The sequence below is a fragment of the Mesorhizobium sp. ORS 3428 genome, from assembly GCF_001854785.1.
Lineage (GTDB): Bacteria > Pseudomonadota > Alphaproteobacteria > Rhizobiales > Rhizobiaceae > Mesorhizobium.
On the sequence record NZ_MDFL01000160.1, the window covers coordinates 1 to 21,519 of the forward strand.

A 21,519-nucleotide genomic window follows, 5' to 3' on the forward strand; every position below is an offset into this window, starting at 1 on the left:
GCCAGCGGCAATACGCGGAACGGTACGGAAGTACCTCTGTCTTGTTACCACGAAAATGAAAAAGTAAAAAATTTAAGGACCATCTCCCGGATCCACCAAATCCATCAAAACGACGCTGCCTAATCTCAGTGCGCCCTTGCAAGGAATACAGCCACAGGCGTGGTAGTTATGCCTGGAACCCAAGGCGCAGCTGAACAAAGCAGGATGGGGCCAAGTCAAGCTGCTGCAACCGCCGACGAGTGTGTCCCACAATTCGTGTCCTCTGGTGTTACAAATAGCTCGCCAAAAGCATCATGTTCCCCTCATATTGAATACCTTGTCATTCGAGGTGCCGTCGTCCTCAGGTTCGCTAGACCATACGAGAGAATACAGGTAAACGGGTTGGCGAACCGTCCGCTAACGTATTGATTTTCCGTCGAAAACGATGACCGTCTGGACCTACCATTTTGGTTGTCCAGTTTTCGACGTTTTTTGAACTCAGTAGGATCTGCGAAGGTTGGAGGATMGTCTCGGTGTTTGGTGAACCGTCGCAGTTGGGTTCAAAGTGGACCCTCCCGATGGTGTATGAACAGCAGGCTTGGCGCGTCCCGCAATTGAGATCACTCGCGTATTTTTGCTCTCGAGTTCATCCAGGTAGTCGGCCCACCATTRCATCATCTTGAAGCGCTCTTCCCAGTGCTCTGCCCGGGCGTAGGCTCGACGAACGTCGTTGTTTTCAATGTGGGCCAGCTGCCGCTCTATGGCGTCCGGATGCCACTTTCCGCATTCGTTTAGCAGAGTCGATGCCGTTGCTCGAAAACCGTGCGTGGTAACTTCTTCCTTGCCGTAGCCCATACGGCRCAGAGCGGCGTTAAGCGTGTTGTCGGAAATCGGGCGCGAAGTCGATCGAACACCAGGAAAAAGCAGCGATCCACCACCGGAGATTTCTCTAAGCGAAGTCAGGACGCTGACAGCCTGCCTTGAAAGGGGCACGCGGYGCGGYCGTCRCATTTTCATGCGTGCTTCAGGAATGGTCCACACCGAGCTTTCGAAATCGAACTCTTCCCATTCTGCGGCGCGTAGCTCGCCGGGGCGAGGAAATAGCATTGCCATCAGCTTCAGAGCGGCTCGGGTTGTAGGCTGTCCGTCAAAGGCATCGACTGCCCTTAGCAAGCCGCCAAAGGCCATAGGATCTGTGATCGCGGCGCGCGGCGTGACCGTTGGACTAATAAGTGCACGTCTCAAAGCGATCGTCGGAACTGCCTCGGCGCGTGCGGTCGCGATCGCGTATCGAAACACGGTGCCGATGGTGGAGCGCAGTCGCCTGGCCGACTGTATCGACCGCGAACCTCCACTCGACGAAGGGTAGTAAGGACGGTTGCCGAATCGGCCTTCCGTAAGCTGCGTTCCTTTCCAGGGTCGATGCCAGCCAGCAGGAGCCGTTTAGCATCATCGCGCGCCTGCCGTGCCTCGGCGAGGGAGATAAGGGGATAGCTGCCCAGTGCAAGCAGCTTCTGCTTGCCGTCAAAGCGGTAGGCGACCGGCCAGAGGCGAGAGCCTGTGGGCTGCACCCATACCCGAAGTCGCACAAGCAGGCGCTGACCGCTCCGAAGGAAGCCCGCGAGTGGTGTGGGTACGTGCAGGCGCTGCTCGCTGACGACCCGCGCAAGGTCGAGCCATACCTCGCCGGGCGACATGCCGGGAAGTCCCACCAGGAGGCGCTTGACGGTCTGYGGCTCGAAGTCAGCACATGGACCTTTGGCGAGTGCATCGAGGAGGTAGTCAAGGGCCGCACCGCTGTCGGTGCTAAGAACCCTCTGAAGCCGTCCGGCGTGAAGGATCTCCGTGGCGCGTTCAACAGGCCTGAGTGCGAGGAACTGAAAAAGACCCCGGCGTGCCACGTCACGAAGGGCCGGGTCGAGGACATCCGTGACAAGGTCGCCACGGCCTACGGGGTGTCGGTCGCTAAGAAGCTCGTCACCTATACCCGCTCCGTCCTCGACTGGTGCCTGCGATTCCAGAGCGCGAAATCAGGACTCAGTGACAGGGATGTCTGGTGGAAGCTCCTGCAYGACCCGTACCACATCGAACCGCGCGAGCGGAAACCTGAGGTCGAGGACATCGTGCGTAGCCTTCTGCTCGCCGAGGAATACCTGTCGAGGCCGCTGCCCGGACGTATAGTGGACAAACCTGGAGTCGGCGCGGGCGTTCTCGCCGGGCTTTGGTGGCTCGTGTTCACATGCCAGCGCGGCGGGGCCGGCATGGGGTTGCGGGCCTACAACCTAGTCGAGGATGCCGAGCGGCAGGGCTGGTGGATCGCCACCTGGGACGAAGGCGAGATGAAGGGCGGCAAGGCCCAGATGCTGCCGGTTCCGGAACGCGCCGTGAAGCACCTGCGGCAGTTGCGGGAGATGAACAAGCACAAGGGGTCGGAGGATTGGGCGTTCCCTAGCGAGYGCGACTCGGAGGTCCATGCGACCGCCAGCGGAGTCTACCGCGTGCTGTATCGACTGGCCGGGAAAGATGCCTTGGAGGTGAAGAAGCAGGAAGGATGGCAGCCTGCGGTCCGCGCAGACGGCACGCCGAGGAAACGCCGGGAGCGCGGCGAGCGCAGGAACCTGCTTAAGGAGGCGGGCGTAGCATGGTGGTCCATGCACGACGTGAGACGGACCCTGACTGAGTTCCTGGATTCGAAGGAAATGCCCGCCGCGGCATCAGCTATCCTCGCGCACGAACTCGACACCTCGAAAGCTCCAAAGGCGACAGCCTCGGAGCGCGAGCGCGACRATTTTCTGAAAATGCACACGGCCAGGATCACGAGGATGGCCTACGGTTCGAAGGCGCAGTTCCTTGGGCTGAAGTCGGAGGCGCTGCAGCTATGGGCCGACGCCCTGCTTGACGAGTACGACCCGCCAACGTGCGGAGGCGGATGTTTCCGGCCTTTGAGAAGGCTGCCTGTTTCCAGCGCAAGCAAACGCTTTGCCGCCAAGATCGAGTCGTCCRTGAACGGACCTGATCCGATCCCTATGAGCATTCCGRCCACCGCGATCTCTGGAGCGGAGGACRTCTTGCGCGCCGCCTTCGCCGCCCGCAGGCAGAGCGCGCGGTCCGGCGCGAGATCGCCCCGCGCCGCCGAGAAGCCGTCGAGGAAGGCCTGCGCGGCTAGGCAGAGAGCCGAGCGCGAGCGCCGGTCCAAAGACGGCGCTGGACGCCTCCTTCGGCTGCCGGCCCTCCGGCACAGGCAGCCCACCATCCCTGACCGCCTCCCTTTCGCCGCGAGTTCGCACGCCCTCGGACCTGCGGTGGCGAGCCTGCGCAGTTCGTCGTCGCTCAGCTTGAGCAGCTGTCCACCTGAGTCTCCGACAGCGTGCTGATGTCCACGGCACCCGGACCCAAGGTCTGTCGCCGACGCGTATTGATGGACGGCGCGGGCCCGCATCACCGACGACAGTATGGTCGTTGGCGAACTCCCTGACGCAAGAGTCCTTGAACTCGTCGAGAACGTCCRCCCCGCCTGTCTCCGGGCGTACGGGGCGGGCATCGGCTCCGGCGCGAGGCCGGACGGGTGGCCGATCCGCCAGAGGTCGTGGCGCAGTCCCTGGAAGATGGACCACGCCCTCCGGAGCGCCCATCGAACAGCAATCGCGGTAGCTCTCAGCATCTTATTCCTCTCATATGAAGTAATTGTTGACAGGCAACAAATTTCTGTCGGCGTAATCGGAGATGGATTCGCAAGTCTTCAGCGGTTGATTTCTCAAAAAAACTTGTTGGCCAAGCAAGGGATTTCGCATGCTGGTTTGTTGACATGCATTTTGCTGCAAAATGAAGGCTTGTATTGTGTGCGCGGATACCGCACACTTTTCTCATCGGCACTGCAATGGGCGGGCCGGAAACGAGGAGGACAGGGAAATGCCGAAGCAATTCATCACCATCGAAGAAGCTGGCGAAACCTACGTCGCCGAACTCACCAGCCAGTTCAGGACCAACGACCGCCGCATCGACCGCTATGGGGTCAGGTGGATCAACGAGGACGGCAACAGGGATTTCCTCTGCTTCGCCGACTGCACGCGTAGCTGGACCCTGGATGACCGGAAGCTTCACATCCGCAACCGGATCGCGGAGACGCAGCTTCTCGCCGCCTGATGATGACCCGGTGGCTCGGGCCGAAACCGGGCAACCCGGTCGCGGTAGCCAACCCGTCGCCCTCGGAGGGCAGAAACGCGGAGGACAGGAAATGCTGGACAAGATGGAAAAGCGGGACCTCGAACAGCTTCTGAGCGACGCGCGGGCGGTTCATGCCGCCTACGTCGCGGTGAAAGAGGCCTACGATACGATGCTGTTGAGCCGATGGCATCGTGAGATCGGCATGCGCCTCGACGTCTATCTGAGGGAGGTCGGACTCGAAACCGGAAACCTCGCGAAGGCCGAGGCGAACCTGAACGCCTGCAAGGTCGTGGACCGCGAGGCGCTGGGCTGGATCAAGCGCGCCGCCCTCGAAGCGATGGAGGAGGTCGGGAGTCTGCTGGAGGCGATGGCTGCGGAAAGGGCGGCGGCATGATCAGGAAACTATCGCCGACCGGGATCGCGCTGGCCCGGGAGATCGCGGGCGCGCTCGACGCTGACCAGCGCGTAAAGTTCCAGAGGCTGYTCGACGAGATCGCGCTGCCTGTCGACGGCRTCTACGAGCCGAAGGCGGCCGTCATGCATCGCGCGGCCGAAGTCCTGAAGATCGTCGAAGCGTTCGATTTGGACAACGACAACGAGGGGGGGATGACGCCATGACCGTATTGAAAGCAACACAGGAACAGCGGCCGGTAGCCCGCCTCGATGCCGGCAGCATTTACGAGGAGGGCCCGCCGGAGGAGCTCTTCCGCCATCTGCAGAAGCCGCGCACGCAGGCATTTCTGAAACGCGTCCTGGAGGCCGGGCGGCTGAGGTGAACGCTGTCCCTTGAAACGGATAAGCGAGGCCGCGGGCACCGCCATCGTCAAATGGCCGGGTCTGCCGATGCTGTCGCTGTTTTGCGGCATCGGGGCAATCGCAATCGCGACGTTCGGCCAAGACCCGAGCCCGCTGCTTGCGCCGGTGCAGAATGTGYTGGTGACCCTGTTCGGCCTCGGCGTGACCGCGTTCTTTTTCAAGGCGCTGGGTGGGTGAGCCTCGAACTGGAACRGTGGCGCATTTGCGCGCCGCCGTCTACTTCTCAGCTCCAAAAGAAAGCAACTAGGAACGCCGCGATCCGCAGGGYGGTTTGCGCGTCCAGTTGCACTTCCACGTTCACTCGGATGACCATGATGGTGATCTCCGGGTCAAGTGGGGCGCCGCCACGACCCTCAATAGGTTGCGGCTTAAAACTTCGAAGTCCGGTTACGATTCGCTACCGCCGGCGGTGTGGCCACACCAAACGGACGGCCTGTCGTTTCAGATTGTCAGAAAAGGGAAAGAATCRGAGCCAGGATCAGAGACAGGAAAAGCAGAGAAACAGCGTCTGATCAGATCAGGATCAGGAGAAAGAGCGAAACAGGTGCGAGATAGCGAGACGAGAGAGGATCAGGAGAACAGAGGACCAGCAAAACAGTGAAAGCGCAAGAACAGGCTCAGGATCAGAGAATCATCATCAGAGCGAATAAAATAGCGTTCCACCTATGGAATACAAGAGCCGCTTACAAAGCCCTACAAAGCCCTGAGCCGTGCAATCGTGCTCTCGCTGACCTGGTAGGCCTCGGCCACCGAACGAATGTCCTCTCTGGCGTCGGATGGCGTCAACGTGCTGGCCAGGCGAATGYCACGCACGGCGTGAAGATTAGATCCCCAGTTCCCGGCTCCAAGCTGTGTCGGGACGCCGCAGATGGCCGTTTCCGAATTATGCAGAGAGCTCACTGTTAAGCTTGCGATCGATAGGTCTGGGCGATTTGCATTTTTCGGGCTCTCAACTCACCTGGATCCTGCGAAGGTCGCCTTGCTTCGGATCGAACGGAGCGGCCACCGCAGTGTTCCAGCATCGAGCGGTGGCCTCACCCACAACCGACTTGAGAGGTCTTAGGTTATGTCAACCGCGCCTGACAACGAGGCCGGCGAACCAGTCCATCGTAGTTCCACGACCTGTCTTCACCGCGACCAGTGTCGTCTGCAGCATCGCTGCCGTCGGAGCCAGCCGATTAGCGGCGACGACCAGCATGGCGGCCCGGCTTGGCCGCCGAGACCATCGCCTCGACTTCCGGAGATCCCATGAGCAACGAGACGACAAACGTCCTGCCGTTCCCGCAGCGCGCAGGGTCGAGTGCTGTGCCCGACGCGGGGAATGGAGGTGCCGGCGAACGCCCACCGGATCGACAAAGGCGACGGCGGCCMGCACCCGCCGAACCTGGCGTGCCGCCCCATGTCGGCGAGCCCGGCAGTGCCGTGCTGCAGAAGGCTGTCATCCCCGGTCTGCCGCAGGTGAGCGCGGATGCGCTGCGCTTCGCGCGCATCATGGGTGCGGGTCATCCGCTCGATAGTCCTGCTGTTGCAGTAGGCGTGGCGCTGTACTTTGCCACACGCTGTCGGCCTGCCGGGCTGCCGCTTTCGCCATCGGTGCTGCGGAGTTTGGAGCATCATATGCGGACAGGGGACGCGACCTGCCGCCTCGTGCACCAATGGATCCTGAGCCGATGCGTGATGCGCGGCAGGCGCCAGTTGTGGGTTCATGCCGGAGGCCGTCAGTGATGGACACCCGATGTTCCGATCATCTGTGGAAGCGGCTGCTGCGGCACAGGGGGCGTAGGAAGAGACGGGGCTCGGCCTTGCCAGATTGCGCCGATCCGCAGGCTGGTGGGGGAGGTTGAGCATGAGCGGCGCCGACGTTGCTGTGGTCGGCAACGATGGACAGCCGCCCGCGCAGGCAGTGGACGCGCGTCGAGAGCTTGCGATCCCAGGAAAGCAGCGAGTGCGGATGCGCTTGGTAGATGAGCGGCTGATGGCCGCCGTTACCGGAGATGCTTCGAGCGAGAACGCGAATGCGGTCGCCTTGGCGAGATCGCTTTCGGCAGCACCGACCCCGCATGGTGAGCCGAAGATGTGCATTTCCGCCGCGCGTCCGGCAAGCCGCGCTTCACGCACTAGCCGCTCGACGCTTGTGGGCACGTCAATTCAAATCGGCTCGATTTGCGCTAATCCGATTCAGGAAACCTGCGGGCCGATTCAGAGGTCGGGATCACCGTTGCACACACAAACGCCGTTGCGTCGAGCAGTCCCGTCGGACCAGGTCAGTCGATCCGACGTGCCCGCAACCCGAAACAATTTGCGGTAAGCCGATTCCGAGATCGGGTAACGCGATTCAGAGTGCGGGATCGTCGTTATATGCGTTAACGGCGTTGCCCGGATCGCCTTCATCGGTGCGGCGAAATCCTTGCTGCGTCCGTGCAGGGCGAATGTGGTGAACGGCGCATCGCGCTTCACGTTCGGGCACCATCGCGGCCCTGGGTCCAGTGTCGGATGGAAGGGAGGCAAYCGCGACAGTTCCACACCTACGCCGTCTCCGCTCTGCTAAACTAACGCCGTTTGTTCCTTGCAACGCCGCCGGTCATCATGAGGGTGGACATCATGAGGAGGAGGGTCGGATGGCCAGGAAGACGAACGAGGAAAGGCGGCGTGCGCGACTGGAGAAGCAGAAGGCATACCAGCGGGAATACCGGAGGCGGAAGAAGGCGGAGCGTTCTCCGGGCCGCGACGACGTCGCCAGGGYGATGCTTCACTTCGCCATCAAGAACCTGCTGAAGCCCGGCCGCGAAAAGCTGCTCGTGCRCATCATGGAGATCATCGCCTTCCAGCTGGTGAGGCAGGGCTTCGTCAAGGCGCAGACGGTAAGAGCGATCAATGACCTCGTCGACCGCTACGAGGACGGCTGGACCTTCCAGCGCAAGGTCCACCTGCTGCCTCCACCCGCGGAAGAGGGGGCCTGACGTTTGCCCCGGCACGGCGGCCGCTGCGCGGCCGGCGTCTCACTGTGCCCAAACACAGGGTTGGAGCCAAAACGGCGTTGGCACCTATCCGGAGTATTCCCCCCATTACTCCTTCAAACGGCGTTTGGAGTAGAGGCGATTCACGACTCCCACGTGGGCGATTCCAGCAACCGCTGTCTAAGTAGCCGATTCTCCTTGGAAAAATGGTTTCCCAGCCCGGCAAACTGATCGCGGATCTATGACGTAAAGGGGGCCGGAACGAGACTGGCAACTTTTCGGGTGCGAATGTCCGAGAGCGGACATTTAGGTAGCCTAGTCTAGGCGTCGTCGTGACCTGAGGCGAAGCAAATATTGACTAAACCATCCTGCAAACCGTTCGGCGTATCGATGTTCCCCGATAGCCGTCTAAATCGCACACTGCGCTGTCTGGCCGGGTTGCGTTAGACAGGCGAGCCTCCCGCCTGCCGAAGGACAACTAACGCTACCCTCACTCTACCGACCCTTCGTCGAGCGCGATCGCTTCAGGCAGTCGGACTCGATGCTCAGCCGTTCCGACTAACTGCCRTTTACGCCGCGGCGCCACTATGCAAGCGCCTCGTAGCCCCATTCGGCCCTCTGCTAAGCGCGTTGCTACGGGAGCGGCGACGAAAGCTTTATAAGATTCCTATTTCTTTCCCATCCGCCCCGTCTCGAACCTTTATGGCGATCGGGTCCATATTTCGCCCCGACAAGAAGCTTTGGCCGCCGTCACCGCCAAGGTGACGTGCGTTCACGCGCAGTTTAGGCCGTCGATAGCAGGCGGGAAAAAGCACGATCGAAAACAAGGAACGCCTGAAATGGACATCATTGTTCTTGGGATCGGGATTTTATTCTTCCTCCTGTCCTTAGCCTACGTCAAAGCCTGCGACAGAATCTGAGCGGGAGAGCCGGACCATGCTTCTCGATTACACGCTTGGCGGCGCGGTGACCCTGTTCCTGCTTGCCTACCTCACCTACGCGCTCATCCGCCCGGAACGCTTCTGATCTGCGCACGGAAAGTCACATCATGACACTCAATGGCTGGCTACAGATCCTCGTCTATTGCGGGATTCTGGTTTTGCTCGTGAGGCCGCTCGGCGACTACATGCACCACATCTTCAGCGGTGACCGCACCTTTCTGTCGCCGGTGCTCGTTCCGGTCGAGCGCGGCCTCTATCGCCTCGCCGGTACCAGCGACAGGGAAGAGCAACACTGGGCCGTCTACACCACGGGCATGCTGCTCTTCAATCTTGCCGGCTTCCTCGTTCTTTACGCGCTGCAGCGGCTGCAAGGCATACTGCCCTACAATCCGGCAGGCATGGCCGCGGTCGAGCCCGRCCTCGCCTTCAACACCGCCGCCAGCTTCACCACCAACACCAACTGGCAGAACTACGGCGGCGAAAGCACGATGTCCTATCTCGTGCAGATGGCCGGCCTCACCGTCCAGAATTTCGTTTCGGCCGCCACCGGCATTGCCATCGCGATCGCGCTGATCCGCGGCTTTGCCCGCGCTTCGGGCAAGTCGATCGGCAATTTCTGGGTCGATCTGACACGCTGCACCCTCTACCTGCTCTTGCCGGCGTGCATCGTGCTGACGCTTGTCTATGTGTGGCTCGGCATCCCGCAGACGCTCGGGCCCTATGTCGACGCGACTACGCTCGAAGGTGCCAGGCAAACCATCGCGCTCGGCCCGGTCGCCTCGCAGGTCGCCATCAAGATGCTCGGCACCAATGGCGGTGGCTTCTTCAACGCCAATGCCGCGCACCCTTTCGAGAACCCGGACGCGATCTCCAACCTGATCCAGATGCTGTCGATCTTCGCGTTGGGTGCTGCCCTCACCAACGTCTTCGGCCGCATGGTCGGCAGCGAGCGCCAGGGCTGGGCGATCCTGGCGTCGATGGGCGTGCTGTTCCTGGTCGGCGTCATCGTCTGTTACTGGGCCGAGGCGGCGGGCAATCCGCTGGTCCATGCGCTCGGCATCGATGGCGGCAATATGGAGGGCAAGGAGAGCCGCTTCGGCATTGCGCTGTCGGCGCTGTTCGCGGTCATCACCACCGCAGCCTCCTGCGGCGCAGTCAACGCCATGCATGACAGCTTCACCGCGCTCGGTGGCATGATTCCGCTCATCAACATGCAGCTCGGCGAGGTCATCGTCGGCGGCGTTGGCGCCGGCTTCTACGGCATATTGATGTTCATCGTCATCGCGGTCTTCGTCGCCGGCCTGATGGTCGGCCGCACGCCCGAATATCTCGGCAAGAAGATCGAGGCCAGGGAGGTCAAGATGGCGATGCTTGCCATCCTCTGCCTGCCGCTGGCGATGCTGATCTTCACGGCCATCGCCGTGGTCCTGCCGAGCGCTGTGGCCTCGATCGCCAATGGTGGTCCGCACGGCTTCTCCGAGGTGCTTTACGCCTATACCTCGGCCGCAGCGAACAACGGCTCGGCCTTCGGCGGCCTCTCCGGCAACACGCCCTGGTATAACATCACCATCGGGATCGGCATGCTGGTGGGGCGCTTCCTGGTCATCATCCCGGCGCTCGCCATCGCCGGATCGCTGGCCGCGAAGAAGACGGTGCCCGCCTCGGCCGGCACCTTCCCGACCGACGGCACGCTGTTCGTCGGCCTGCTGGTCGGCGTCATCGTCATCGTCGGCGGCCTCACCTTCTTCCCGGCGCTTGCCGTCGGCCCGATCGTCGAGCACCTGGCGATGATCCATGGACAGACATGGCCTGGTTCAACATCAGACGTCGCAGTGACCCGCAACCGCCCGATGACGGAGGGGACGAGAGGCCTCGTCCCTTTCCGACCCTGTCGACCTTCCTGGGAATAGCGGCCGTGCTCTTCGTCATCTGGCTGCTGGYCGTCGGCCTTCCRCACCTGTTCCCGAAGACCGAGCACCCGGCGCCGTCCAACATCCCCGATGCAGGAGCCACAAAATGAGCCAGACCAAATCCGCGAGCATTCTGGATGCCCGCATCCTGATGCCCGCCATTGGCGGCGCCTTCCGCAAGCTCGATCCGCGCACGTTGATCAGGAACCCGGTGATGTTCGTCGTCGCGATCGTCTCGGCGCTTACGACCGTGCTGTTCGTCAAGGACCTGGTCACGGGCGGCCACGATCTCGGCTTCACCCTGCAGATCATCATCTGGCTGTGGTTCACCGTGCTGTTCGCCAACTTCGCCGAAGCCGTCGCCGAGGGCCGAGGCAAGGCGCAGGCCGACTCGCTGCGCAAGGCGCGCACCGAAACCCAGGCCAAGCTGCTCGTGAACGGCGAGGATCGCTCCAGGTTCAAGCTGGTGCCCGGCACCAGCCTGAAGGTCGGCGACATCGTGCTGGTCGAAGCCGGCGATATCATCCCCTCGGACGGCGAGGTGATCGAAGGTGTGGCTTCCGTCAACGAGGCGGCGATCACCGGCGAGTCCGCGCCCGTCATCCGCGAATCCGGCGGCGACCGCTCGGCCGTCACCGGCGGCACCCAGGTGCTGTCCGACTGGATCCGCGTGCGCATCAGCGCCGCCTCCGGCCACACCTTCCTCGACCGCATGATCTCGCTGGTCGAGGGCGCCGAGCGCCAGAAGACGCCGAACGAGATCGCGCTCAACATCCTGCTCGTCGGCATGACGCTGATCTTCGTGCTGGCGACCGCGACCATCCCGAGCTTCGCTTCCTACTCGGGCGGCTATATCCCGGTGACGATCCTCGTCGCCTTGTTCGTGACGCTGATCCCGACCACGATCGGCGCGCTGCTGTCGGCCATCGGCATCGCCGGCATGGATCGCCTGGTGCGCTTCAACGTGCTTGCCATGTCCGGCCGTGCCGTCGAGGCCGCCGGCGATGTCGACACGCTGCTCTTAGACAAGACCGGCACCATCACGCTCGGCAACCGCCAGGCGACCGAGTTCCGTCCGGTCAAGGGCGTCACCGAGCAGGAATTGGCGGATGCCGCGCAGCTTGCATCGCTCGCCGACGAGACGCCGGAAGGCCGCTCGATCGTCGTGCTCGCCAAGGAGAAATACGGCATCCGTGCCCGCGACATGGCGACCTTGCACGCGACCTTCGTGCCCTTCACCGCGCAGACCCGCATGAGTGGCGTCGACATCGACGGTTCGTCGGTGCGCAAGGGCGCGGTCGATGCGGTGCTCAATCACGTCAACCAGGCGACGGTCGCCGCTCACAGCACGCGTCCCACCGGCGACACGATCCGCGACCTGCAGGCTGTTGCCGACGAGATGGCCAAGGCCGGCGRCACGCCGTTGGCGGTCGAGCGCGACGGACGCCTGCTCGGCGTCGTCCACCTCAAGGACATCGTCAAGGGCGGCATAGCTGAGCGTTTCGCCGAGCTGCGCAAGATGGGCATCCGCACCGTGATGATCACCGGCGACAACCCGCTGACCGCGGCCGCGATCGCCGCCGAGGCCGGCGTCGACGACTTCCTCGCCCAGGCGACGCCCGAGAACAAGCTGTCGCTGATCCGCGAGGAGCAGGCCAAGGGCAAGCTGGTCGCCATGTGCGGCGAYGGCACCAACGACGCGCCGGCGCTCGCCCAGGCCGATGTCGGCGTCGCCATGAACACCGGCACGGTCGCCGCGCGCGAGGCCGGCAACATGGTTGACCTCGACAGCGATCCGACCAAGCTGATCGAGATCGTCGAGATCGGCAAGGCGCTGTTGATGACGCGCGGCTCGCTGACGACCTTCTCGATCGCCAACGACGTCGCCAAGTATTTCGCCATCATCCCGGCGATGTTCGCCGTCTTCTACGTCACGCCCGGCCAGTCCGCCGGGCCGCTGCAGGCGCTCAACATCATGCATCTGGCGACGCCGCAGAGCGCCATCCTGTCGGCCATCATCTTCAACGCGCTGATCATCATCGCGTTGATCCCGTTGTCGCTGAAGGGCGTGAAATACCGCGCCATCGGCGCCGGCGCGCTGCTCACCCGCAACCTCCTCGTCTACGGCCTCGGCGGCATCGTCGTGCCCTTCGTCGGCATCAAGGCGATCGACCTGATCGTCACGACCCTTGGCCTCGCATAAGGATCACTCCGATGCGCAAGCAACTCAGACCCGCCTTTGTCATGATCGTCTTCTTCACGGTGCTTACAGGCCTTGTCTACCCGATTGGCATGACCGGCATCGCTCAGGCACTGTTTCCCAGGCAGGCCAATGGCAGCCTGATCGAAAAGGATGGCAAGATCATCGGCTCCGAACTGATCGGCCAGGCCTTCGCCGGCGACCGCTATTTCCATGGCCGGCCGTCGGCGGCCGGGAACGGCTATGACGCCAGCGCCTCCGGCGGCTCGAATCTCGGGCCAACCAATGCGAAGCTGATCGAGCGCATCAAGGGCGACGCCGAGAGGCTGAAAGCTGAGAATCCGAACGCGCCGGTGCCGATGGACCTCGTCACCACCTCGGGCAGCGGCCTCGACCCCGGCATCAGCCCCGCAGCCGCCTATTTCCAAGTGCCGCGGGTTGCCAAGGCCCGCGGGCTTGACGAAGCCAAGGTCAAGGCGCTCGTCGACAGCCATATCGAGGATCGCGAGCTGGGCTTCATGGGCGAGCCGGTGGTCAACGTGCTCGCCCTCAACCTCGCGCTGGACGAGCTGAAGTGATCAGCACCCGCGCCGGGGATCGACACGATCCGCGGCGCAATTCATGATTGGACTTGATGCCGGACGACAGGACCAACTCCGAGAACAGACCTTCTCCCGACGCGCTGCTCGAGCATGCCGAGCGGGAGGGCCGCGGCCGTCTGCGCATATTCCTGGGTGCTGCGCCCGGCGTCGGCAAGACCTACGAGATGCTGATGGCCGGCCGCGCCCGCCTCGCCGACGGCATCGACGTCGTCATCGGTGTCGTCGAAACGCATGGCCGCAAGGAGACCCAGGCGCTGGTCGACGGTTATGAGGTGATCCCCCGCCGCCAGGTCGAGTACAGAGGCCRCACCCTGGACGAGATGGATCTCGACGCCGTCCTGAAGCGGCGCCCGGCGCTGGTGCTGGTCGACGAGCTCGCCCACACCAACGCGCCCGGCAGCCGCCACCCCAAGCGCTATCTCGACTTGCAGGAAATCCTGACGCAGGGCATCGACGTCTACACCACGCTCAACATCCAGCATGTCGAAAGCCTGAACGATGTCGTGGCGCAGATCACCCGCGTCCGGGTGCGCGAGACCGTTCCCGATTCCATCATAGACGAGGCTGACGACATCGAGGTCATCGACCTCACCCCGGACGACCTGATCAAGCGCCTGCATGAAGGCAAGGTCTATTTCCCTCAAACCGCCCAGCGCGCCATCGAGAACTATTTCTCGCCGGGCAACCTGACGGCGCTGCGTGAGTTGGYGCTGCGGCGCACCGCCCAGCGCGTCGACGAGCAGCTGCTCAACCATATGCAGTCCCATGCCATCCCGGGACCATGGGCAGCCGGTGAGCGCGTCCTGGTCTGCGTCGACTCGCGTCCGGCCGGGGCCGCCCGCATCCGCTACGCGCGCCGGCTCGCCGATCGGCTCCGCGCTCCCTGGACGGCGCTGCATGTCGACACGCCGCGCCTGGCCGGCATGTCGGAAGAGGACAAGGACCGGCTGGCAGCGAACCTGCGCCTCGCAGAGCAGCTCGGCGCCGAGGTGACGACCATTCCGGGCCAGAACGTCGCCCAGGACATCGTGCGCCACGCGACGGCAAACAACTTCACCCATATCGTCATCGGCAGGCCGACGCGCTCGCGCTGGCGGGAGCTGATCGAGGGCTCGCTCACCTACGATCTGATCCGCAACGCCGGCGACATCAGCGTCCATGTCATTTCGCGAACCGAGCGCGACGCCGATGCCGCCTCGACAAGGGTCAAGACGGCTGCGGAACAGAGACCGTTCCAGGTCTGGCCCTACCTTGTCACCACAGTCTTTGTCGCGGGCGCGCTGGCTGTCAGCAGCGTTCTCGACCAGTTCTTCGATGTTCGCAACCTGGCAAGCGTCCTGCTCCTGGCCGTCTTGACATCGGCGGTGACGTTCGGGCTCTGGCCGGCGCTTTATGCCTGCTTCCTGAGTGCCCTTGCTTTCAACTTTTTCTTCCTCGAGCCCCGCTACACGCTGACGATCAGGGACCCGGAGAGCATCGTCGCCTTCGCTGCCTTCCTCGTTGTCGCCGTCATCGCCAGCAATCTGACGGCGCGCGTGCAGCGCCAGGCGGTCGCCGCCCGCTCGCGCGCGCGGGCAACCGAGGACATCTATTCCTTCTCGAAGAAGCTCGCGGGCGCCGGCACGCTCGACGACGTGCTGTGGGCCACCGCCTTCCAGATCGCCTCGATGCTGAAAGTGCGCGTGGTGCTGCTTTTGCCCGAGAACGGCACGATCACCGTCAAGGCAGGCTATCCGCCCGACGACACGCTGGCAGAGGCCGACATCGCGGCGGCCCGCTGGGCCTGGGAGCATGACCGCCCGGCCGGCCGCGGCGCCGACACGCTACCCGGCGCGAAGCGCCTCTACCTGCCCTTGCGGACGGGCCGAACGGCGGTCGGTGTTGTCGGCCTCGACAATGACAAGCAGGGTCCGTTGCTGACGCCCGAGCAGCAGCGTCTGCTCGACGCGCTTGCCGATCAGGCGGCGGTCGCCATCGAGCGCATCCAGCTGGTCGCCGATGTCGACCGCGCCAGGCTGGCGGCGGAAGCGGACCGGCTGCGTTCGGCGCTGCTCACCTCCATCTCCCATGATCTGAAGACGCCGCTTGCGGCGATCATGGGCGCGGCGGGCACGCTTCGCGAGTTCGCCCCTGCGTTACCCGAAGAGGATCGGGCCGACCTTCTGGCGACGGTGCTGAACGAATCGGAGCGGCTGAACCGCTTCATCGCCAACCTGCTCGACATGACCAAGATCGAATCCGGTGCGATGGAGCCGAACTTTGCCTTCCACTATGTCGGCGATGTCATCGGATCGGCGCTCAACCGGGTGCATAAGGTCACCGGCGAGCACCGGATCGAGACCGACATCCCGCCCGACCTGCCGATGCTGCGGCTCGATCCCGTGCTCTTCGAGCAGGCGCTGTTCAATCTCCTCGACAATGCCGCGAAATATGCGCCTCCGGGCTCGACTATCCGCCTGCAGGGCTGGGTCGACAACGGGTCCGTCATCCTGCAGGTCATGGACGAGGGTCCAGGCATTCCGCCGGACGACCTCGAGCGGATTTTCGACACCTTCTACCGCGTCCGCAAGCAAGACCAGATCCGCGCCGGCACCGGCCTCGGCCTGTCGATCAGTCGCGGCTTCATCGAGGCCATGGGCGGCACGATCTCGGCGGCGAACCGGACCGATCGGCCGGGCGCGATCTTCACCACTAAGATGCCGGTGCCGACGGACTTGCCCGATATGAGCGACGCAAGGATGGACCAGACGGCATGACCAGTCAGAACGTCAGCATCCTGGTCGTCGACGACGAGCCGCCGATCCGCAAGCTGCTCCGCGTCGGTCTCGGCAGCCAGGGCTATGTCGTATCCGAGGCACCGAACGCCAAGGYGGCGATCGAGCTCATCGAGACAGAGCCGCCCGACCTGATCCTGCTCGATCTCGGCCTACCCGGCGTGACCGGTCTGGAACTGCTTGGCAGATGGCGGAACGACGATCTCGAAATACCTGTCGTGATCCTTTCAAGCCGCACCGACGAGGCCGGCATCGTCACGGCGCTGGAACTTGGAGCCGACGACTATGTGACAAAACCCTTCGGCATGAACGAACTCGTCGCCCGCATCCGCGTGGCGCTGCGCCACAAGTTCCAGCAACAGGGCGAGAAGCCGGTTTTCCAGACCGGCGGTCTCTCGGTCGACCTGGTGAAACGCATCGTCAAGGTTGAGGGCAAGGAGGTGAAGCTGTCGCCGAAGGAATACGACATCCTGCGCATCCTTGTGCAATATGCCGGCAAGGTGCTCACACACCAGTACCTGATGAAGCAGATCTGGAACGACACCACCGATGTGCAGTATCTCAGGGTCTATGTCCRCCAATTGAGGCAGAAGATCGAGAAGACGCCGGACCAGCCGCGCTACATCATCACCGAGACCGGCGTCGGCTACCGCTTGCGCGAGGTCGAATAATGGTGAGGCCCCCTGTGGCCGAYGTAAAAGGTTATCAGCGCACATGAGCGTGATACTCACCTTCAACGTTCGTACGGATCAATTCCGCTTGGTAACAAAGGCGACCACTTCTGACGCATCCAAACCTCGGCATAATTGCGTGCCGGCGATGCCGCTTTCAGGCAATCGCGGGGCTTACCTCTACTGACGGCTTGCGGCGTATCTCGACCTATACCACACTGTGGCTGAGGACTGCTTTTGGACAGCCACAAACGGCCCTTGAATGGCCAACATCGGGCGCGAAGCTGCTGTTCGGGCGAATCGCCTGGCTTCTGAGGCAGCAGGCAAACTTTGCCTGCCTGTGTCGGGCAGTATGGAAGGCCCTTCAGGAACCTGATCCGAAAACTGAGGCCCCGCGCGAGCGTACGGGGCCTGCCTCTGCAAACATTGGTTCTGCTTCGTCGGGTTTAACGGCCGATCAGCCGCGCCAGTGCGGGCGAGGTCATGAAGGCGCCGCGGCGCTCGACAATCCAGCCGTCTCGCCTGAGCCGCTGCAGCGCCGTCTTGAGGATGCGCGGCCCAAGCCCGGTGCGCTCGCGGATTTCCGCGAACTGGAGCGGCACGTGCCCGGCGGCCGAGAGGCAGGCGATCACCCGCTCGTCGTAAGGCTCACGGCCAGAGCGCAGGATTGCGAGCCGCTCGAAGATGGTCTTGGAGGCKGCGCCTTCCACTGCGGTCCGGCCCTCCGGCGTGATGCGGACCCTGGCACCCGTGCCCATGCTGACCAGCTTGCTGCCGATGAGGGTGGCGAGCGCGTCCCGGAAGTCGCCGCGGCGCTCGGTCGTACCTGCCAGCAGCGCCAGCAAATCCTTCGCCATGCCGCAGCGGTCCTGCGTCCCCAGGATCTCCAACAGCACGGTCTCCATCGACGCGCCGCTCTCGTCGAGGTCGACCGGCTGGACAGCGTGCGGAGCCAGCGGCTGCGCGGGACTGATGGTGGTCGCCTTCCGGCTCCGCGTGGAACCGCCTTCGCATTCGCCGGCAGGGCGCGCGCCCAGGCTCGCAGGTCCGCGCGGCCCTCGATCATGTTCCCTCGCTCCGCAACCCTTTCCAGGGCGGCGCGGTGCCCGATTTCATGATCCTCGTGGRGATTTCGCGCTCGAACGCTCGCCGCAGCGGCGAGCAGGGCCTCGACGCGGTCCTGGAGACCGTTCTCGCGGAAATGTGGGAGGGCCAACTGCTCGCCGACGCGTTCGTCGCTCCGCCGCATGAAATCTGGGCGATGCGCCACGCGCTCTCCGAGGGCGTGAAGCATCATGGCCGACTGATCGCGTTCGACCTTTCCTTCCGCCGCGGCGACGTCATGCCGTTCCTCGAGCGGATGAAGGCCGAATTGCCCGCGAAGTTCGCGGACGTGACGATTTGCGACTTCGGTCATATCGGCGACGGCGGGGTCCATTTCAATCTCGTCGTGCCGAAGCATGACATCCGGATGTCGGACGGCGCGTTCGAGAATAGCCTCAGGACGTGGGTCTTCGACATCGCGGTCCGAGAATTCGGCGGCAGCTACAGCGCCGAACACGCGATAGGCCCGAAGAATCAGGCCTTCTACGACCGCTACACCCCTCCGGAAATCCGGAAACTGGCCGCGGGGTTGAAGGCGGTCATGTCGCCGGGCCCTCTGGGCTCGGTGACGTTTTGAGAATGACGCGGCACTGCCGCGACGAACACACGCAAAAGGTACGGAAGCAATCATGACAAAGACAGTCGACGTAAAACAGGAAACTGCCCGCGTTCTGGACAGGCTGGGCGTCGCGCGCGAGCTCTGGTCCGAGGGCGATATGCCGACCTATAGCCCGGTTTCGGGTGAGCAAGTGGGCGCGCTGATGACCGTGTCGGCCGCCGACGYCGCGAAGGCCATCGAGGCCGCGCACGAAGCCTTCAAGACCTGGAGGCTCGTTCCCGCGCCGAAGCGCGGCGAGCTTGTCCGCCTGCTCGGYGAGGAACTCCGCGCCGCCAAGGAGGACCTCGGCCGCCTTGTCTCGATCGAGGCGGGCAAGATCCCGTCGGAGGGCCTGGGCGAGGTCCAGGAAATGATCGACATCTGYGATTTCGCCGTCGGCCTATCGCGCCAGCTTTACGGCCTGACCATCGCCACCGAGCGCCCTGGTCACCGGATGATGGAGACCTGGCATCCGCTGGGCGTCGTGGGCGTGATCTCGGCGTTCAATTTTCCGGTCGCTGTATGGTCATGGAATGCAGCCCTTGCGCTGGTCTGCGGCAACCCGGTCGTCTGGAAGCCTTCCGAGAAGACGTCGCTCACCGCACTTGCATCCCAGGCGATCCTCGAACGCGCGATCGCGCGCTTCGGCGACGCTCCGGCGAACCTCTCTCAGGTTCTGGTCGGCGACCGCTCCATAGGCGAGGTTCTCTTGGATCATCCGAAGGTGGCGCTGGTTTCCGCGACCGGATCGACCCGCATGGGCAAGGAGGTTGRACCCCGCGTGGCCAGGCGCTTCGCACGCTCGATTCTYGAACTCGGAGGCAACAACGCGGGCATCGTGTGCCCGTCCGCCGATCTCGACATGGCGCTCCGCGCGATCGCGTTCGGCGCCATGGGCRCGGCCGGACAGCGCTGCACGACGCTCCGTCGTTTGTTCGTRCATGAGAGCGTCTACGACACACTCGTTCCGCGCCTGACCAAGGCCTACAAGAGCGCCTCGGTGGGCAACCCCCTGGAAACGTCCGCACTTATCGGTCCTCTGGTCGACAAGCAGGCGTTCGAGAACATGCAGAAGGCTCTCGCTTGGGCGAAGGCCGAGGGCGGTTCGGTAACTGGTGGCGACCGTGTGTTCGATGCGGGCAGGGATGGCGCCTACTATGTGAGGCCCGCGATCGTCGAGATGCCAAAGCAGTCTGGGCCGGTGTTCGAGGAAACGTTCGCGCCGATCCTTTACGTGATGAAGTATTCCGATTTTGATCGGGTCATCGAGGACCATAACGCTGTGGCCGCCGGCCTCTCGTCCTCCGTCTTCACMCTCAACATGCAGGAGGCCGAACGCTTCCTGGCCGCGGACGGCTCCGACTGCGGTATCGCCAATGTCAACATCGGCACCTCGGGAGCTGAAATAGGCGGCGCGTTCGGCGGCGAAAAGGAGACGGGCGGCGGCCGCGAGTCCGGCTCAGATGCCTGGAAAGCCTATATGCGGCGCACGACCAACACCGTGAACTACTCCAGGTCACTGCCGCTCGCCCAGGGCGTCTCCTTCGATATCGAGTGACGTCATGACGATCGATGCGAGAATAGCAGAGCCCCCGTTCCGATCCGCGTCCCGCATTGCCAGCATCGGCGTGTCCAAGATCCTTGCTCTCGGCGCACGCGCCACTGCGCTGAAGCGGGACGGCCGTCCGGTGATAATCCTCGGCGCGGGCGAGCCCGACTTCGACACGCCGGCCAACGTGAAGGCGGCAGCCAAGGCAGCCATAGACCGAGGCGACACCAAGTACACGGCGCTCGATGGCTCCCCGGCGCTCAAGAAGGCCGTGGCGGACAAGTTCCGCCGCGAGAACGGCATCGACTACGCGCTCGACGAAATCACCGTCGCCGCGGGGGCAAAGCAGATACTGTTCAACGCGTTCATGGCCAGCGTCGACCCGGGCGATGAGGTGATCATCCCGACGCCTTATTGGACCTCCTATTCCGACATCGTCGAAATCTGCGGCGGTGTCCCCGTCCTCGTGCCTTGCGAGGCGGAGGCGGGTTTCAGGCTCAAGGCGGATCAGTTGGAGAAGGCCATCACGCCCAGAACCCGTTGGTTGCTTTTGAATTCGCCTTCCAATCCCTCCGGTRCAGCCTACAGCGCATCGGATTATAGGCCGCTGACGGAAGTGCTGCTTCGCTACCCGCATGTCTGGCTGATGGTGGACGACATGTACGAGCACATCGTCTATGACGGCTTCGAGTTCGTCACACCCGTTGCGCTTGAGCCAAGGCTGAGACCGAGGACGCTTACGATCAACGGCGTGTCCAAGGCATACGCCATGACAGGTTGGCGCATCGGCTATGCAGGCGGCCCGAGAGCCTTGATCAGGGCGATGGCAGTCGTCCAGAGCCAGGCGACGTCCTGCCCGTCTTCGGTCAGTCAAGYGGCGTCGGTGGAGGCGCTCAACGGACCGCAGCGGTTTCTGAAGGAGCGGCAGGACAGTTTCAAACGCCGTCGAGACCTCGTGGTGGCCGCGCTCAATGAAATCGACGGCATCGACTGYCGCGTTCCGGAAGGGGCCTTCTACACCTTCGCCGGATGCGGCGGACTGATCGGCAAAAGCACGCCGGACGGCAGGCGGATTGAGAGCGATGAGGATTTGACCGACTATCTCCTCGAGAAGGCCGACGTCGCCGTCGTCCCCGGTTCGGCCTTCGGGCTTTCTCCCTATTTCCGGATTTCCTATGCGACATCGGAAGAGGAACTCGGCGAAGCTCTGAGCCGGATAGCGAGGGCTTGCGCCGCGCTGAAGTGAACAGGGAC

Annotated in this window: 17 protein-coding genes and 3 pseudogenes; 17 read left to right on the forward strand and 3 right to left on the reverse strand. The window is 63.3% G+C overall.

The features are described 5' to 3' along the window. Nucleotides 1–477: 477 nt before the first annotated feature. Nucleotides 478–1,676: pseudogene (locus ORS3428_RS31905) on the reverse strand (tyrosine-type recombinase/integrase). Between ORS3428_RS31905 and ORS3428_RS27840 the strand changes: the two are divergent. From ORS3428_RS27840 to ORS3428_RS33135, 7 genes are all read left to right on the forward strand, one after another. Beyond that, the gene (locus tag ORS3428_RS27840) at nt 1,617–3,353 is read left to right on the forward strand and encodes a hypothetical protein (protein WP_071101500.1); all 1,737 of its coding nucleotides are present in this window, start codon (nt 1,617–1,619) and stop codon (nt 3,351–3,353) included. The pseudogene ORS3428_RS31905 and the gene ORS3428_RS27840 sit on opposite strands and share 60 nt — an antisense overlap. 535 nt (nt 3,354–3,888) lie before the next feature. Continuing rightward, a complete protein-coding gene (locus tag ORS3428_RS27845) occupies nt 3,889–4,122 on the forward strand; it encodes a hypothetical protein (protein ID WP_071101501.1) in 234 nt (77 codons plus the stop codon). Between the two features lie 91 nt (nt 4,123–4,213). Then, complete coding sequence (locus ORS3428_RS27850; protein WP_071101502.1) at nt 4,214–4,537, forward strand: hypothetical protein; 324 nt, start codon at nt 4,214–4,216, stop codon at nt 4,535–4,537. Next, nucleotides 4,534–4,761 carry a hypothetical protein gene (locus ORS3428_RS27855; protein ID WP_071101503.1) on the forward strand — a complete coding sequence of 76 codons (228 nt, stop codon included), beginning with the start codon at nt 4,534–4,536 and terminating at the stop codon, nt 4,759–4,761. The genes ORS3428_RS27850 and ORS3428_RS27855 overlap by 4 nt, the downstream gene beginning before the upstream one ends. Continuing rightward, nucleotides 4,758–4,919: a hypothetical protein gene (locus tag ORS3428_RS33415; protein ID WP_157895996.1), complete on the forward strand. Its 162-nt coding sequence runs from the start codon at nt 4,758–4,760 to the stop codon at nt 4,917–4,919. Before ORS3428_RS27855 ends, ORS3428_RS33415 begins: the two co-directional genes overlap by 4 nt. 10 nt (nt 4,920–4,929) lie before the next feature. Further along, a complete protein-coding gene (locus ORS3428_RS27860; RefSeq protein WP_071101504.1) occupies nt 4,930–5,136 on the forward strand; it encodes a hypothetical protein in 207 nt (68 codons plus the stop codon). Nucleotides 5,137–6,207: 1,071 nt separating this feature from the next. Further along, entirely contained in the window at nt 6,208–6,684 is a 477-nt protein-coding gene (locus ORS3428_RS33135; RefSeq protein WP_131802960.1) for a hypothetical protein, read from the forward strand. Between the two features lie 474 nt (nt 6,685–7,158). Here ORS3428_RS33135 and ORS3428_RS33140 read toward each other — a convergent pair whose 3' ends face one another. Beyond that, the gene (locus ORS3428_RS33140) at nt 7,159–7,416 is read right to left on the reverse strand and encodes a hypothetical protein (protein WP_131802961.1); all 258 of its coding nucleotides are present in this window, start codon (nt 7,414–7,416) and stop codon (nt 7,159–7,161) included. Nucleotides 7,417–7,577: 161 nt separating this feature from the next. On the opposite strand from ORS3428_RS33140, the gene ORS3428_RS27865 reads away from it, so the two are divergent. From ORS3428_RS27865 to ORS3428_RS27905, 7 genes and pseudogenes are all read left to right on the forward strand, one after another. Further along, nucleotides 7,578–7,919: a hypothetical protein gene (locus ORS3428_RS27865; RefSeq protein WP_071101505.1), complete on the forward strand. Its 342-nt coding sequence runs from the start codon at nt 7,578–7,580 to the stop codon at nt 7,917–7,919. A 933-nt stretch (nt 7,920–8,852) separates the two neighbouring features. After that, complete coding sequence (locus tag ORS3428_RS27875) at nt 8,853–8,942, forward strand: K(+)-transporting ATPase subunit F (RefSeq protein WP_071101507.1); 90 nt, start codon at nt 8,853–8,855, stop codon at nt 8,940–8,942. Between the two features lie 22 nt (nt 8,943–8,964). Continuing rightward, nucleotides 8,965–10,665, forward strand: a pseudogene (gene kdpA / locus ORS3428_RS27880) (potassium-transporting ATPase subunit KdpA); the annotation flags it as partial. A gap of 208 nt (nt 10,666–10,873) precedes the next feature. After that, nucleotides 10,874–12,970, forward strand: coding sequence for a potassium-transporting ATPase subunit KdpB (kdpB, locus tag ORS3428_RS27890; protein WP_071101509.1), 2,097 nt, complete (start codon nt 10,874–10,876; stop codon nt 12,968–12,970). An 11-nt stretch (nt 12,971–12,981) separates the two neighbouring features. Further along, entirely contained in the window at nt 12,982–13,545 is a 564-nt protein-coding gene (gene kdpC, locus ORS3428_RS27895; protein ID WP_071101510.1) for a potassium-transporting ATPase subunit KdpC, read from the forward strand. A gap of 56 nt (nt 13,546–13,601) precedes the next feature. Then, complete coding sequence (locus tag ORS3428_RS27900; RefSeq protein WP_071101511.1) at nt 13,602–16,325, forward strand: sensor histidine kinase; 2,724 nt, start codon at nt 13,602–13,604, stop codon at nt 16,323–16,325. Continuing rightward, nucleotides 16,322–17,014 carry a response regulator transcription factor gene (locus ORS3428_RS27905; RefSeq protein ID WP_071101512.1) on the forward strand — a complete coding sequence of 231 codons (693 nt, stop codon included), beginning with the start codon at nt 16,322–16,324 and terminating at the stop codon, nt 17,012–17,014. The genes ORS3428_RS27900 and ORS3428_RS27905 overlap by 4 nt, the downstream gene beginning before the upstream one ends. Nucleotides 17,015–17,460: 446 nt before the next feature. Here the strand turns inward: ORS3428_RS27905 and ORS3428_RS27910 are convergent, their stop codons facing one another. Next, nucleotides 17,461–17,919 (reverse strand): hypothetical protein, encoded by a 459-nt coding sequence (locus ORS3428_RS27910; RefSeq protein ID WP_071101513.1) that lies wholly within the window; start codon nt 17,917–17,919, stop codon nt 17,461–17,463. A 140-nt stretch (nt 17,920–18,059) separates the two neighbouring features. On the opposite strand from ORS3428_RS27910, the pseudogene ORS3428_RS27915 reads away from it, so the two are divergent. The 3 genes and pseudogenes from ORS3428_RS27915 to ORS3428_RS27925 all read left to right on the forward strand — a co-directional run. Then, nucleotides 18,060–18,695 (forward strand): annotated as a pseudogene (locus ORS3428_RS27915) (FAD-binding oxidoreductase); the annotation flags it as partial. Nucleotides 18,696–18,747: 52 nt separating this feature from the next. Continuing rightward, nucleotides 18,748–20,274 (forward strand): L-piperidine-6-carboxylate dehydrogenase, encoded by a 1,527-nt coding sequence (gene amaB, locus ORS3428_RS27920; protein WP_071101515.1) that lies wholly within the window; start codon nt 18,748–18,750, stop codon nt 20,272–20,274. A gap of 4 nt (nt 20,275–20,278) precedes the next feature. Continuing rightward, nucleotides 20,279–21,511: a pyridoxal phosphate-dependent aminotransferase gene (locus ORS3428_RS27925; RefSeq protein ID WP_071101516.1), complete on the forward strand. Its 1,233-nt coding sequence runs from the start codon at nt 20,279–20,281 to the stop codon at nt 21,509–21,511. Nucleotides 21,512–21,519 lie beyond the last annotated feature (8 nt).